Genomic DNA, 14,997 nt, shown 5'->3' with positions numbered 1-14,997 from the left:
TTATCTGGCCTAGCATACCAACGATCAGTTATTCGTTGCTATAAGTAAGAATACAATTAAAAATATTGGTTCAATCTATAGAGAGAAAAATCGCGTTAAGTTAGGTCGGAACTTGATACGCTGATTGAGACGTTAACGGTAATCGTATGCTGAAGCATTGAAAAAAGTCATATACGGAGATAAACGCCGAGCGGCAATCGTTGCATTCGCAGCTCGACGTTAAGTGTAGCGCTTAAATACTAACCCCAAAGACAAAGTCAGCCAGCAGAGTAAAGAGTCCGAAAGCCACCGCAATCGCAACTATATTAAGCAAGAAACCTGCTCGCACCATATCTCTTAATTCCATCAACTCATAAGAGAATACAATCGCATTAGGTGGAGTAGCCACCGGCATCATAAAGGCCATTGAAGCGCCCAGCGCCACAGGGACACAGAGTATCAAAGGATCTAATCCCAACCCCACAGCGACCGCTGCTAATATCGGTAAAAAAGTGGCCGTTGATGCTGTATTAGATGTAATTTCAGTCAGGTAAACAATTGCTACGGTAACCAGCAGTACCAGTACCAGTGTACTCACCTCGACCCCAGCAACGGAATTGCCGATCCACTCTGCTAAACCTGTACCTTTGAAACCGCCTGCAAGAGCCAGACCGCCACCGAACAGTAACAAAACGCCCCAAGGCACATGACGTGCCGCTTCCCAATCCAACGCGAACTGACCTTTTTTGGCTGAAATAGGCACCGCAAATAACACTAACGCCGCCAACAGAGCGATGATGGTATCGTTCAATGGCAGGCCTGTGAGCTCAACGATAAACTTACGGAAGATCCAACCCAATGCTGCACACAAAAACACCACAGCCACTAATTTTTCGCCGCGAGACATAATCCCCAACGCCGACAATTCACGCTTTACAACCGCACTGGGGTCCTTAATGGCAATCTGATGCGACGGAAATAAGACTCGGGTTAACAGTAACCAGGCGACCGGTAACATAATGACGACAACCGGCACACCCAGCAACATCCAGTTAAAAAAGCTGATTTCAATGTTATATGTGTTTTGTATAAAGCTCGCCAACAGCGCGTTAGGTGGCGTACCAATAAGCGTTCCCACACCGCCAATTGAGGCGCTATAGGCAATTGATAACATCAGCGCCACACCGAAATTACGCACCATTTTCTTATCATCGGTTTGCTTAGACACAAAATCAATCACGGATAGACCGACAGCAAACATCATAATGGTGGTGGCTGTGTTCGAAATCCACATCGACAGAAAGGCCGTCGCCAACATAAAACCCAGAATAATACGTGAAGGTGATGTGCCAATTAAACTGACAATTTTCAATGCGATGCGACGATGTAAGCCAACATGCTGCATGGCTGCGGCCAACAAAAAACCGCCCAGAAAGAGGAATATCAGTGGGTGACCATAATTAGCCGCCACGGGTTTAATTTTATCGATACTCAACAACGGCATTAGCACTAACGGCAACAGTGCCGTCGCAGGAATAGGCACCGCTTCAGTTAGCCACCAAATCACCATCCAAGAAGCCATTGCCACTAAACGCCATGCTTCGAGCGGCATACCCTCTGGGGCAGAAAACATCAGGATGATGGCGGCCACTACTGGCCCGCCGATCAAGCCTAAAAGCCGCAATCCGGATACCGGTATCAGTGATACCTCATCAAGGTCTTTGTAGTCAGGATCACGGCGATCCCCTGGGGACAGAAAATCTTCGTCATGGGCATGAACGTTCTTTTCTTTATTCGACATGGGCACTTCTCTCTGAATAAATTAAGTTTTAACAGTATTATTAGTTTTAAAATAGTGTTCGGTGTTCGTGGTCATCAAAGCGTTCGCATATGATCAATTTCACACCTGTAGGTCTGTCCACCAGCCTCGCGCAATCATACAATATATCGTCGCTATTATCTGAGCATTAATCACTCAAAACAGCTTTAAAATAAGGAAAATGCAGACAAATAGCCGATTAATTGATCTCAGACTAGTAGTCTTACTGTCTCTTGAGTCAATAGCGGCCATAATTGAGCACCGTATATGCCTACCATCAACATCGACACGCCGCTCAACGAGGCTCGTCTTTAATCACGTTCTGTCCGAAACCACCGATCAATTATTCGCCGATAATCACACACCGTGAGGCAATAATAAATGCATACTCTTTTCGCCTAAAAATCATGTGAGCATGCCTCGTCCAACCACAGCAGCATCATTAACAACAACAGTCGTAACAACAGTAGTAACAACAGTAGCAACGAAAGAGAATGACTAAACGGATTAATAAAGCTATACAAGGCCATCAGCACGGTGAAAAGTGCATCGAAATAGCGGCTATCTCCGCTTAAGCCTATCAATACCATCAAGCAATGCGGTGATAGCAGAGAACTATGTTCATAAAAGTCTTATCTAAGTAGCAGCAGATAGACTAGACAGAGTCAATCAAAGAGGGTAGCTGATTACCCGCTAATGTTTATAACGCTACGGCTAAGTTAAAAAAACACCCGAGTGAAGTAATCCACCCGGGTGTTTAGTTTTTAAGCAAGACTGATTAATAATACAGACTTAATACAGACTTATAGTGCAGACTGGAAGATCGCAGCCACTTCGGCATCACTCAGTTTACGAGGATTAGTCAGGCAGCAAACATCTTTCTGCGCATTACCCACCATCGTATCAATATCTTCACTCTTAACACCCAACTCACCCAATGTGCGAGGAATACCGACATCTTGACCCAAGGTTTCAATCGCATCGATTGCCAACAGCGCAGCATCACGCTCAGATAGGCCATCTGTTACTTCGCCTAAGGCATCTGCGATATCAGCGAAACGTTCAGTGGCCGCAATCATATTTACACGACAAACATGCGGCAGTAGCAAAGCATTACATACACCGTGAGGCAGGTTATACATACCGCCGAGTTGATGCGCCATCGCATGTACATAACCCAAGCTAGCATTATTGAACGCCATACCAGCAAGGTATTCTGCATAGGCCATCTTATCGCGGGCTTCCATATCATCGCCACGAGCAACGGCGTTACGCAGGTATTTACCAATCAGACGAATCGCCTGCATTGCACACGCATCGGTAATCGGTGTTGCTGCCGTCGAAACATAAGCTTCAACCGCATGAGTCAGCGCATCCATACCGGTAGCTGCCGTCAATGCGGGTGGCATATCAACCATTAACGCAGGATCATTAATCGCTACATCGGGGGTTACGCGCCAGTCAACAATTGCCATTTTAACGTGATTTGAGGTATTGGTAATAATAGTGAAACGCGTCATTTCACTCGCCGTACCCGCCGTTGTATTGACCGCAATATAAGGAGGTAGTGGCGCTGTCGCCTGATCTAGACCTTCATAATCATGAATCGTACCACCACTGGAGGCAACAAGACCGATACCTTTACAGCAATCATGTGCGCTACCGCCACCCAATGAGATCAACATATCGCAGCCATTCTCATTGTAAACAGTCAAACCTTCGGCGACATTAGTATCCGTTGGGTTAGGCACCGTATCGTCATACACAACGCTGGCAATATCTGCACTTTGTAACAGCTCGGTGAGGCGAGCGGTATAACCTAAACCCGTCATACCTTTATCTGCAACGATTAACGGCTTTTTACCGCCCAGCATTTTTACCCGCTCAGGCAATTTACCAAAACAGCCTTCGCCCATTAGGGATACATTAGGAACAAAAAATTCATGAATAGACATATTAAAACAATCCCTTTATTGAAAATACAATTCTAAAATACAACTCAAGCTTGCAACTATAGCCGGTTAATGACAATAGTTTGTTGACCTAGACCATGCAACGCGCAAAAAATCTATGATCTTATTATGACAACTAAATTCGCCGTTTGTCAGCCTTTTTCTAGGCCAGCAAGCGACTGTATTTTTAGCCTGCGTTACACCCTAGTCATTCACGCCATCAACGCCAATCTAGCGCATCTGAAACAGTTCTTGATGATAGTGTTTAGCGGATAAACCTTGCGCCAAAAAATCTTTTCGTAGCGAGGAACCGAATCCAGAGGGGCCGCAAAACCACACGCTGGCAGACTGCCACTGAGACACTATTTGACAGATTCGATTACAATCCAAACGGCCATCTCTGCCACTCACCAGCACGTGCAGTTTAACCCCTGCCGCCTCAGCATCCGCCGTTAATTTATCCATAGCAGACTGATCATAATCAGCCGTCGCATGAAATAGATCGATGGGTTTATCACCCGGTATTTTAGCTAACTCTTTCAGCCGTGCAATGAAAGGCGTTATGCCAATACCCGCCCCGACCCAAATCTGACGCGCTTGAGGGTCGTTAAAATCAAAGCAACCATAGGGCCCCTCCACAGTCACCGGCATACCGGTCTTAAGCGTGTTGCGCAAACGTCGGGTATGATCCCCCAGAGCCTTAGTAATAAAGACAATATGCCCATCATCACGATCCCAAGCAGACGCAATGGTATAAGGATGAGCCCCCTCTTTGGGGTTGGATGTTACAAAGGCAAACTGACCCGCTCGATGTCCATGCCAGCCACGCTTCAGCTGCACACTGATCTCTAATGTTCGCAAGGCATCGAAATAAATGAGACCATCAATCGCCCCTGTCACTTTCCGATCTCTGCCTATCCGTCCCGTCAATGCTACGACAGCTGCAACGCTGCCGCCCGCGAGTAACAGCGCCATCAACCAACCCACAGGCTGCAACCAATAATCAAATTCGATTAAGATTAACGCATGGTAGGCCAACACGAGGTAAGCAATAGAGATCAATTGATGCGTTTTAATAAACAAGTGATAGGGAAACCGCTTAATGAGCGCTAACACTATTAGGGCAGCAGCGGCATAGAATGCCCATTCGCCCACCGATTCAGCAAAGCCACGCTGACTACGAAACAAGCCCTCAATAAAACCAAGCGTTTCTTGTCCACGCGGGCCTCGTTCTGGCTTAGCTAACCAGCCCCATCCCACCATCCACTTGGTACCTTGCGCCATCCACCAGTGAATCACTGAGGCCACCAACGCGGTAATCCCGAGCCACTTATGCAAGCGGTACATCTTATCTAACCCATCAAGATGAGGTTCAAGCCATTTCGGCCGTAACGCTAACATCATGGCAATACTCATCACGCCGATGGCAATCACACCACTGTATTGCACAAACACATGACGAAAACTGAAATAAGTGAACGGTTCTGGGAGTAAGCTATCAGCCAACAGCCATACCGCAGTCAATATCAACAACAACGCAACAAAGAAAATTTTAATCTGTTTCATGATCGATCGTCTTCAGTAAATTCCATTTAAAACACCGATAGAGAATACCGATGCATACCGGGCAGACAAAGAGAAAGAAGCATCCGCCTTGCTCCCTTGTTCAAATCCGGAACCCTATTCTACACGGCTCGTCACAACACAAATGAGCCCTTTCATGTAAGGTTATGTAAAGTTTTGCTAAGGAGCACAACACCTTAGGAACGATAAGGTAAAAACACCTCGCCCGCATTGATACACAACAACCTTTGACACTTGAACTGACACTTAGGACAGGCATTCAAAATAAGCTCTTAAAATAACGGCTTGAGAAAGTCGCAAACCTTCAGCGCAACATGCCGCAGGAAGGTTATGAAATAATAAAAGGGTTCTGCTTTAAGGTCTGCACAGCCAAATCGATAAAACGTCGAGTTTTCGCATTAACCCGACGACCTTCCATATGAATGATATTTACGGGTAAAGGCTCCTCTTCATACTGGGTTAACACACTTCTCAATGTGCCTTTGTCCAGCTCTTCACCCGCCTGATAAGACATTAAACCCCAAGACAATAATCGATTAAGCGAGTCCCTATTCAGCTTCACAAGCAATCGGCATCATCCGCCCTATTTCGAGTGACATTCGATCACCTTTGCCTCTGATAGTGACTTTGACATTGCTATAGCGAAAACCGGACGCGGCCGGTTCCTGTCGTAATTCAATTGTATGATTGTCACGGATCAGCAGCGCCCGAGATTGTTGCAGATAGAAATGAACCATCGCGCTACCTCGCTCACATTGATATAAAACTTCATGGTAATGCTGTGAGTCAGGCAACGGTGGTATATGCGTACAGCCAACCATTAGCCATGCAATGACGACCCCACTCATCGGCTTAAAACAACGCGTCATTGAATACTTTCCTCATAACAAACGTAATAACACGGTGAGCAGTGATAGCTTAAAATCTAGAATCATTTTCGCAAGGCCGACCGTCGTGATCACCATCCATCTTCGTGTTAGGACAGTTGTTGATGAAGAATATCGCCTCAGCTCTCGAATGCATTTGACTACAGTGCTGCCGCCCATCGCATTTGAACCGTTGATGTGTAACATCAGATATAGAATTACGAGTCGGGTTTGACCCAAAATACCCCCCATCCGATCGAATAACGTTAACCGCTGAAGACGTCCCGTCCTCATTGATAAGAGCGCAGACGAAAAGGAGTAGAAAACCAAACACTTGTAGCTTGAATGCGCCTTTTGCCTCTTGCCAGTGAAAAATCACATAAAAGATGGAAAAGGGCCAAAGAAATAAAACAGCTAATCCCCAGAGAATGCTTGTTCTGAAAGCAGCAATAATCAAACCGATTGCGCCAATAATTAATATAAGAAGGCCGAGGTATAGCCCTAGCTCTGTCATACGATTTCCTTTTGTATGCGCTATGAAGAATGGCAGGATAACGTTTTGTTGAATCAAGTATGGCGTGCGAATTTCCGGCTTTGCTTACCATACAGTCGATTGAACGGCGAATATTGTAGTCGAAATAATGATCGAAGGCCTGCAAGGTATGAGTTTTTCTTCACGCGTAACCGAGGTCACCACAGGATAGGCACAAACACACCTCATCCTGCGATCGTTGATCATTAGATTAGAGCCACCTAGAATGCAGCCGGTAGAATAAACTCACCGCGCCCTAGCGACCAAGTACTGAAGGGAATTAAACAAAAACCTCAAAGGCCGTATCGACCACCAGATTGATAAAACCTTTACGAAATTTTTCTAACTTAATCAGCGAGAGACCCGCTTGACGAAGTGCAAACATTTCCGCCAGCGCCTTTTTAGCATTGACGAGATCGCTAAAGTCTTCCTCGTTAATATCACCCTTGGCAAGTAGACGCGTCCAGCGTTCTAGGTCATCTTTGGCTTTATCAATAAATGCCTCGGCATCCTGCTTTGCTTGATCCTTATAACCATCAAAGATCTCTTTTGCTAATACTTCGGCGTTGTCTTTTAATGCTGCTAAAAAATCATCGAAATCAGCCATTATTAGGTGCTCCTCTTACGATGCAGTCTGTCGCTTCCTTCTTATTGGCTTCTAAGCAAATAATCTCGTCAAATGCATCCGCCGCTAACGCCTTATATTCTTGAATAAGAATGTCAGAAAGGCTGCCCCGCTGCTGCCAACGTTTGAAGAATTGACCTAAAAGATCACCCTCAGGATCTTTCAGTATCTCCCACTGCTTAGCAGACTGCTGACTACCGGGCACACCTTTGACAAACTCGTATGCCATTTCCGCTTTAAGTTTGATCACGTCAATCGCAGCTTCATTATCCGCATAGGGTGTATTCGCTTTACTCAGGACGGTTAAAACTTCAGCCTTGAGTGAGGTGGCGTTCTCATAGGCCGCAGGGCTATGAGGGCCAATAAGCGGTGTACAGCCATATAACAACAGCAGTAAGAAAACGGCATATAATTTTGCTATATATCGCTGATTCATTCGTTTCTCCATAACTTATGAAATTGAAACGTAACATGTTGATCAACATGTCAGCATGTTCACTATTGTCTAGATAAGGTGGCCTGTTATCTTGCGACACAGGGATAAGGGAACAAAGCCTGAATAATAACGCTTCACTCTTGCCCTCAATCCCACCCGTTATCCAACAATGTAGCCCAAAATAGCCCACTCCACCCATACACTATAGCTGACTATCAAGATTCAATTGGGACAGGCACTTCTTAACTGGCTCTTTTCAACCGGTCAGATCCGCGCAAAGTTTCCTTCAAACAGCGGAATAGCACATTCTTCATGCCCAGCTTATTGCAACGAAAGATTAACCAGTCACCCCTTTTCACGATAACGATAGAGTCAGTAGACGTGACAATTGGGACACAGCTTTAGCTCAAGTAAAGATTAGGATATCGCTTTACCTGTTATAAAGGGGTCATACCGCTACTATTGCGTCCGACTTTATTTAACAGCGTGGAACGCTCTTGATGTTAACCAGAGTTACTGCAAAATACCTATAATCGTAGAACAACGGCCGCTGCGGTCGTTGCCGATATAATTGGCGAAGCAACCGATACACTCAGGCATATGTGTCTTCACACTATGGGGATCTTTAAAAAAGATTCGCTTCGCTATAGGCGGCAAAAATTCGGCCGAGCTTGTTAAAGTATAATCATCTAATTGAGATGAGTTGTGATGGGACAGACACGGCAATATTAATGAGTTTTCTATAGCGATCCGTGTACGATTAATATGATAGATGACGTCGACAGACCCTGACGGTAGCAACGCCATATTATCCATAGACGCTTAACTGACTAATGCTTTCTTCGCGTTTGCGGTTAACTGAATCGCCTGATCACACGCATGTGCTAGCTCAACACCCTTCTTTATAAAATGACGCGAGAAATAATCTTTATGTTCATCATGTTCATGAAAGTGATGGGGCGTGAGTACCGCGGTTAAAACCGGCACCTCTGTTTCTAATTGAACTTGCATTAAGCCGCTGCAGACAGCTTGTGCCACAAAGTCATGGCGATAAATACCACCATCAACCACCAACCCACTGCATGCAATGGCGGCATATTGACCACTTTTTGCCAGCAGTTTCGCTTGTAATGGAATTTCAAAAGCACCGGGTACTGCAATCACCTCAATCAGCGATGCATCATAACCGCGCGTAGTTAACTCTTGTTTAAATCCATTCAAGCAATTGAGAACGATCTCTTCATGCCAAGTCGCATGTAGAAAAGCAATTCGTTGTTTTGCAATAGTGAAATTCGTTGAGCTCTGATTCATTGTAAAAACCCATAAATAAAAGGAGAATCAGGGCGAACGGACAGGAAAATACTGCTTATAGCACGTCAGCTAAGCCACTAATAAGCGGCTCAGTTGGATATTTTATCTGACACGTTCCCTATCATCCGGACTATCACCGTCGGCTCTGGAGTCACACCAGATCTGCTGACCCTAAAAGAACAATCTTAAAGGCGCTCGCGGGCTTAGAAATAATTCTTTACCGCCGGTGGGGAGTTTCACCCCGCCCCGAGAACGAAATCGAAACAATTCGACGGCAGCAAATATACGTGTTTTTATCGCGTCATGTCAAAGCCACAGTTAACATTGGCTAAGAAAATAAACAAGGACAGCACTATATCTTAATACCGAAGATATACAGGATTAGCTTTCAACAAAGAAGCGATCAATAAATAACCTTCTGTCACCTTTGCGAATTATTTAAGTAAACAGATTTACCCAAATTGGAGAAATCGTTAAACTGAGCGCCACTTTATCTATGCGGAACTGATTGTCATGCCAATGCTTATTGCCGTCACCTTTTTGTGGGCGTTTTCTTTCAGCTTGATCGGTGTTTATCTTGCAGGACAAGTCGATGCTTGGTTTTCTGTATTGATGCGCGTCGCACTCGCTACCATCATTTTCTTGCCGTTTTTAAAGCTACGTCAAATCAAGCCTAAAATGGCCTTACAACTGATGGTATGTGGCGCGTTCCAACTGGGCATTATGTATGGCTTTTATTATCAGTCCTTTCTCTATCTATCAGTACCCGAAGTCTTATTATTTACAGTCATGACGCCCATTTACATCACCCTGCTAAATGATTTACTGGATCGACGGCTTAATATTGGCTTTGTCATCAGCGCATTACTCGCAGTGGTCGGTGCGATTACCATCCGTTATCAGGGTATTGATGAAGGCTTCTTAACAGGCCTATTGATTGTTCAAGGGGCTAATCTCTGCTTTGCATCAGGACAAGTGGCGTACAAGCGTATCATTGCCAAAGAGCGTCCAGACCTACCTCAGCGCACAGTATTTGGTTGGTTTTTTATGGGGGCTTTGGCCGTCGTTATCCCTTGCTACCTGATGCTAGGCAACCCCGAGAAACTCCCCACCACCACACTTCAGTGGTCAATTTTGACCTATTTGGGTGTTGTAGCATCAGGCTTGGGTTATTTCGCCTGGAATAAAGGCGCAACGCAGGTGAGTGTTGGCACATTAGCGGTCGCCAACAATTTACTCATCCCTGCCGGAATCTTAGTTAACGTCCTTTTCTGGAACCGCGATGCAGATATTTTGCGCTTATCTATCGGTGGCGGCATCATCTTGTTAGCCTTGGTGGTAAACGATAAATTCAATCAACGAATACAACAAGCAAAAACCGCTTAAGGTTAATTGACCACGACTCCTAAGCCATTATTAACAAGACTCATATACATACAGCTACACTATCAAAAAGACACAACCTTTTATCAGATCAAACATCTCAGACGATAAAAGGTTGTCCGGCAAACCGAGCTGATGTCACTTTGACAGGGTCCGTTTAAGCGTTATCAGCCAGTTTTTTATGGATGTTGTTCATCCGATAGTTGCGCTCGGGGTGTAGCTCAATCATTTCAAAACCAACGCTCATCCAGCGACGATCAAAAACCGGTTTTAGGCTGACACTAAAGGTTTCAAAGATAGCGTCTGAGGCGGCTTTGAGGACTTCAGGGGTACGACCCGAACCCACTTTCGCGGTAAGGTGCACAAAAGTGTTATCTGGGTCACCTTCGCCTACGCGAAAATGTTCGCAACGAACAGCCCGTGTGCGAATACCACCGATAGGGAAGACGCCGGTGGCGATGGCGGTTTCATTGAGCTTTTCAAACAGGGCTGGAATATCTAGATCATCGTCTAGGTTGGCTGAATATTCCATAATGAAATGAGGCATAACTTACTCCGATTAATGTGTCCGCTTTTGCTTCACACTAGGTTCAAAATCACCCAGCATCATGCTACCTAAAGACGGAAAAAGCTGGCAAAGAGAGTATCTCAGCCAGCTGTCGATATCAGATGCGTCAATCGGTCGCTTAATTAGCGACCGAGTACAGGCACCTTATGGGTGTCATGAGCGATACAGACGTTTTTGGTTTCCATATAGAAATCAAAGCTCCAATCACCACCGTCACGGCCGATACCGGACATTTTCACACCACCGAAAGGTGATGGCAGGTTACGGTTGTTTTCCGAGTTAACCCACAGCATACCCGCTTCAACCGAGTGAGCCATACGCATGGCACGACCGGTATTGCTAGTCCAAATATAACCAGCCAGACCGTAAACCGTTTCGTTGGCCAGTTGAATCGCTTCTTCCTCGGTGTCGAATTCGATAGCAGTCAACACAGGACCAAAGATCTCTTCCTGAGCGATACGCATGGTGTTTTTCGCATCGACAAACAGGGTTGGGGTGACGAAGTTACCCGGGCCCATCTCATCGCGCAGTGATTTACCACCAACGGCAATAGTGGCACCATCCTGCTTAGCAATTTCAAAGTAGCTAGTCACTTTTTCATAGTGACCGGTATGTACCAGCGGGCCGACTTCCGTTTCAGGGTCGAGAGGATGGCCGACTTTGATGTTAGCAACCCGCTCTTTCAGGGCCGCTAAGAATTTATCCTTGATACCACTCTGAATCAATAGACGGCTAGAGCTGGTGCAACGCTGACCATTGAGGCTGTAGATCATGAAAACAGTCGCATCGAGGGCACGTTCAAAGTCCGCATCATCAAACACGATCACTGGGTTTTTGCCACCCAGCTCAAGGTGTAAACGCTTCAAGGTTTGTGCCGTTTGCGCCTGAATCAGCTTACCCGTCGCAGAATCACCGACCAACGCCACTGCTTTAATGGCCGGATGTTGTGTTAGCGCTTTACCCGCCACGGTGCCAAAACCGTTAACCATGTTCCAAACGCCTTTCGGTAAACCGGCAGCATCGGCACATTCTGCCAAGATAGAAGCGGTCAGCGGGCTCAGTTCTGCTGGTTTATGTACCACAGTACATCCGGATGCCAGTGCTGGCGCGATTTTCCAAGTCGACAGCATGAACGGCGTGTTCCACGGCGTAATCACCGCCACAGGACCGATCGGGCTACGCACGGTGAAGTTAGTGTGTTCTGCTTGATGCAAAGACAAACCGTTACGTGCTTCAGGAGCTTGATCAGCGAAGAAACGAAAGTTAGCCGCACCACGAACCGCTGCCTGACGCATGAAACGCAGCGCCTGACCACAATCCATTGCTTCAACCATGGCGATCTCTTCTGCGCGTTTTTCTAGCTCATCACCCAGACGGTGTAGGATTTTACGACGCTCTGCCCCCGGTGTGGCCGCCCAACTCGCCGCTGCCGCTGCCGCCGCTTCACAAGCCGCATTCACATCATCTTCAGACGCCGCTGCCACTTTACCCAGATAGCTTTGATCAAACGGTGTGGTGTTATCGAAGGTTTCACCGCTACCCAGCGTCCATTCACCGTTGATGAAATGACCCAGCGTGTTGTCTTTAAAACGTGCTAAATAACCTTCGGCCTTAGCGATATTCTCTTGTAATTGTGCACTCATCAATCTATCCCTCAATACTTGTCGCCGTAGAATGTTTGCTCGGATACGATATTCGTTACCAACGCCCCTACCTTCTCAATTTCACACACCACTGTGTCACCTGGCTGCATATCTTTCAGACCTTTTGGCGTACCGGTGGCAATCATATCACCGGGTTTCAGGGTCATAATCTTACTCAGGTATTCCACCAAAAAAGGTACATCAAAAATGATATCGGCGGTGGTGCCTTCCTGCGTCAACTCACCATTCACATGAGTGGTCAGTTTCAGGTTGCTGATATCGCCTACGTCATCTTTGTCAATCAACCATGGACCGATTGGGCAAAGTGAATCGCGGCTCTTAACTCGCAGATTAGGACGGTAGTAGTTTTCCAAATAATCACGGATGGCGAAATCATTACACACGGTATAACCGGCAATGTAATCCATCGCATCTTCACGGGCGATATTCTTGCCCTCTTTACCGATCACTGCCACCAGCTCACACTCATAGTGTTGGAACTCGATATTGTCGGGACGGTAAGCGTTTTGCTTATGGCCGGTCAGCGTGTTGGCCCCCTTCAGGAACACCAATGGCTCCTTCGGTGGCTCGAAGGCCAACTCGGCGGCGTGATCCGCATAGTTAAGACCCAAGGCAAAAATAGTGCCTGGCTCTTTAATCGGTGACAGCCAAGTCACATCAGCTTCATTGATCAACTGACCATCAACTTTTGATTTCAGCAGGCCCGTTTCAGCAAAAGAATCTTCAACCGTTACATCCAGCTCGGAGCCATTAAAAAGTACGCGTGCGTGTTTCATTTCGAATGATCCCCTTATTCGCCAAGTGTGTTGTTCAGTTCTGTGACACCGGCAATCACCGAGTTCACCTTGTCACCTTTCGCTACCGGAGCACGTTGCCCAGGGAAGCCGACAGCAATCACATCACCGGCTTGTAACGTCATGATATAAGAGATAGTGCTGATCAGTTCAGCCACGCCGCGTACCAACTGTGCAACCGGGGTTTCATTAACCACCGTGCCATTCACCGATGTCACCACGGTCAATGCTTGAGGGTCTGCAACGGCAACGACCTCAGCCCCAATCGGCGCAGAAGTGTCCAAGCACTTACCTTTGATATCGGGACGGTAATAGTTTTGCTCAACCAGTGAAAAATCATGGACTAGGGTATAGCCTTCAACATAGTCCAGTGCTTCTGTTTCGCTAACACGGCAGCACTCTTTACCAACAACCACCGCCAGTGAGGCACCGACGACCATGCTCTCAGCACCGTCAGCCCACTCAACCACGGAACCATCGGTGCTCCAAGTATTATGCGGTTTAAAATACAGAACCGGCTGTGTTGGCGCGCCTTTATACGGCGCTTCTGCGAACTCTGCTTGCATGGCATTGAACTGCTCTGAATCATTCAGCGCAACACACACCAACTTACCTTTAACGATTGGATTATTACTCATAACTCTCTACCTAAAATTAATATCCGCTGGACTGAGAAGACTCAGCCTGCCCTTGAGACGTTGAGTCACCGGCTTTAAAACTTTCAGCTAACTGTTTAGCTGCATTACTCAGCAGCAGGGTATCGACACCGATACCGACAAACTTGGCACCTTTGGCAACATAGTGCTGCGCTTTAGCCTGATTGATACAGAGCAACCCAGCAGCTTTGCCCGCCGCATTGATAACCTCAAAACCCTGCTCGATCGCCGCCACCACCTCAGGATGATCCGGGTTGCCGATATGCCCCATTGATGCGGATAGATCAGAGGGGCCAATAAAGACCGCGTCAACACCATCAACTGCCGCGATTTCTGCTAGGTTTTCCATCGCGGTGACCGTTTCGGCCTGTACCACAAGACAGATTTCATCGTTGGCTTTCTGCAGATAGCCTGGAATTCGATTCCAGTTAGCCGCACGGGCTAATGAGCTACCGAGGCCACGGATACCTTGCGGTGGGTATTTAACCGCTTTAACCAGTTCACGAGCCTGTTCAGCGGTATCACACATCGGCACTAAGACCGTTTGTGCGCCGATATCGAGAATCCGTTTTAGCAGCGCCGTGCGACCCTCTTCAGGACGAACAATCGCTGGCACACCATAGGGCGCAATCGCCTGCAGATGATGCATCGTTGAACTCAGTTCAAACGGTGCATGTTCGCTATCGATCAGCAACCAATCAAACCCCGCACCGGCGACAATCTCTGCACAACTGACATCGGGTAGACCGAGCCACAAACCCCACATCGGCTTATCACCTTTGAGGCCTTGCTTAAATTTATTAACAGGAAGTTCCATAACGTCCTCTT

General features: G+C 46.7%; 15 protein-coding genes and 1 riboswitch. Of the genes, 1 reads left to right on the top strand and 14 read right to left on the bottom strand.

Features of this window, described 5'->3' with window-relative positions; translation table 11 throughout:
• Positions 1-232 precede the first annotated feature (232 nt).
• The 9 genes from Q4488_RS01965 to Q4488_RS01925 form a co-directional block, all read right to left on the bottom strand.
• Entirely contained in the window at positions 233-1,780 is a 1,548-nt protein-coding gene (locus Q4488_RS01965; RefSeq protein ID WP_303578768.1) for a DASS family sodium-coupled anion symporter, read from the bottom strand.
• An 821-nt stretch (positions 1,781-2,601) separates the two neighbouring features.
• Positions 2,602-3,753 (bottom strand): iron-containing alcohol dehydrogenase, encoded by a 1,152-nt coding sequence (locus Q4488_RS01960; protein ID WP_303578767.1) that lies wholly within the window; start codon positions 3,751-3,753, stop codon positions 2,602-2,604.
• A 228-nt stretch (positions 3,754-3,981) separates the two neighbouring features.
• Complete coding sequence (locus tag Q4488_RS01955; protein WP_303578766.1) at positions 3,982-5,316, bottom strand: ferric reductase-like transmembrane domain-containing protein; 1,335 nt, start codon at positions 5,314-5,316, stop codon at positions 3,982-3,984.
• A gap of 346 nt (positions 5,317-5,662) precedes the next feature.
• Positions 5,663-5,848 (bottom strand): hypothetical protein, encoded by a 186-nt coding sequence (locus tag Q4488_RS01950; protein ID WP_303578765.1) that lies wholly within the window; start codon positions 5,846-5,848, stop codon positions 5,663-5,665.
• A 34-nt stretch (positions 5,849-5,882) separates the two neighbouring features.
• Positions 5,883-6,203, bottom strand: coding sequence for an MliC family protein (locus Q4488_RS01945; protein WP_303578764.1), 321 nt, complete (start codon positions 6,201-6,203; stop codon positions 5,883-5,885).
• A gap of 49 nt (positions 6,204-6,252) precedes the next feature.
• The gene (locus tag Q4488_RS01940) at positions 6,253-6,714 is read right to left on the bottom strand and encodes an excalibur calcium-binding domain-containing protein (protein ID WP_303578763.1); all 462 of its coding nucleotides are present in this window, start codon (positions 6,712-6,714) and stop codon (positions 6,253-6,255) included.
• Positions 6,715-7,012: 298 nt separating this feature from the next.
• The gene (locus tag Q4488_RS01935; RefSeq protein WP_303578762.1) at positions 7,013-7,339 is read right to left on the bottom strand and encodes a hypothetical protein; all 327 of its coding nucleotides are present in this window, start codon (positions 7,337-7,339) and stop codon (positions 7,013-7,015) included.
• Positions 7,332-7,793 (bottom strand): hypothetical protein, encoded by a 462-nt coding sequence (locus Q4488_RS01930; protein ID WP_303578761.1) that lies wholly within the window; start codon positions 7,791-7,793, stop codon positions 7,332-7,334. The genes Q4488_RS01935 and Q4488_RS01930 overlap by 8 nt, the downstream gene beginning before the upstream one ends.
• Positions 7,794-8,615: 822 nt before the next feature.
• Positions 8,616-9,104 carry a 6,7-dimethyl-8-ribityllumazine synthase gene (locus Q4488_RS01925; RefSeq protein ID WP_303578760.1) on the bottom strand — a complete coding sequence of 163 codons (489 nt, stop codon included), beginning with the start codon at positions 9,102-9,104 and terminating at the stop codon, positions 8,616-8,618.
• 109 nt (positions 9,105-9,213) lie between these two features.
• Positions 9,214-9,362, bottom strand: a riboswitch (FMN riboswitch).
• Between the two features lie 255 nt (positions 9,363-9,617).
• On the opposite strand from Q4488_RS01925, the gene Q4488_RS01920 reads away from it, so the two are divergent.
• Positions 9,618-10,490 (top strand): carboxylate/amino acid/amine transporter, encoded by an 873-nt coding sequence (locus Q4488_RS01920; protein ID WP_303578759.1) that lies wholly within the window; start codon positions 9,618-9,620, stop codon positions 10,488-10,490.
• A 154-nt stretch (positions 10,491-10,644) separates the two neighbouring features.
• Here the strand turns inward: Q4488_RS01920 and Q4488_RS01915 are convergent, their stop codons facing one another.
• The 5 genes from Q4488_RS01915 to hpaI form a co-directional block, all read right to left on the bottom strand.
• Positions 10,645-11,034, bottom strand: a complete 390-nt coding sequence (locus tag Q4488_RS01915) for a 5-carboxymethyl-2-hydroxymuconate Delta-isomerase (protein ID WP_303578758.1) — start codon at positions 11,032-11,034, stop codon at positions 10,645-10,647.
• A 143-nt stretch (positions 11,035-11,177) separates the two neighbouring features.
• The gene (gene hpaE / locus Q4488_RS01910) at positions 11,178-12,698 is read right to left on the bottom strand and encodes a 5-carboxymethyl-2-hydroxymuconate semialdehyde dehydrogenase (protein WP_303578757.1); all 1,521 of its coding nucleotides are present in this window, start codon (positions 12,696-12,698) and stop codon (positions 11,178-11,180) included.
• An 11-nt stretch (positions 12,699-12,709) separates the two neighbouring features.
• Entirely contained in the window at positions 12,710-13,495 is a 786-nt protein-coding gene (locus Q4488_RS01905; protein ID WP_303578756.1) for a fumarylacetoacetate hydrolase family protein, read from the bottom strand.
• Positions 13,496-13,509: 14 nt separating this feature from the next.
• Positions 13,510-14,151, bottom strand: coding sequence for a fumarylacetoacetate hydrolase family protein (locus Q4488_RS01900; RefSeq protein WP_303578755.1), 642 nt, complete (start codon positions 14,149-14,151; stop codon positions 13,510-13,512).
• 16 nt (positions 14,152-14,167) lie between these two features.
• Complete coding sequence (gene hpaI, locus Q4488_RS01895; RefSeq protein WP_303578754.1) at positions 14,168-14,986, bottom strand: 4-hydroxy-2-oxoheptanedioate aldolase; 819 nt, start codon at positions 14,984-14,986, stop codon at positions 14,168-14,170.
• Between the last annotated feature and the right edge of the window lie 11 nt (positions 14,987-14,997).

This window comes from Amphritea sp. 1_MG-2023 (assembly GCF_030547545.1).
In the GTDB taxonomy this organism is placed as follows: Bacteria; Pseudomonadota; Gammaproteobacteria; order Pseudomonadales; family Balneatricaceae; genus Amphritea.
This window is presented reverse-complemented; position numbering and strand designations above follow the sequence as displayed.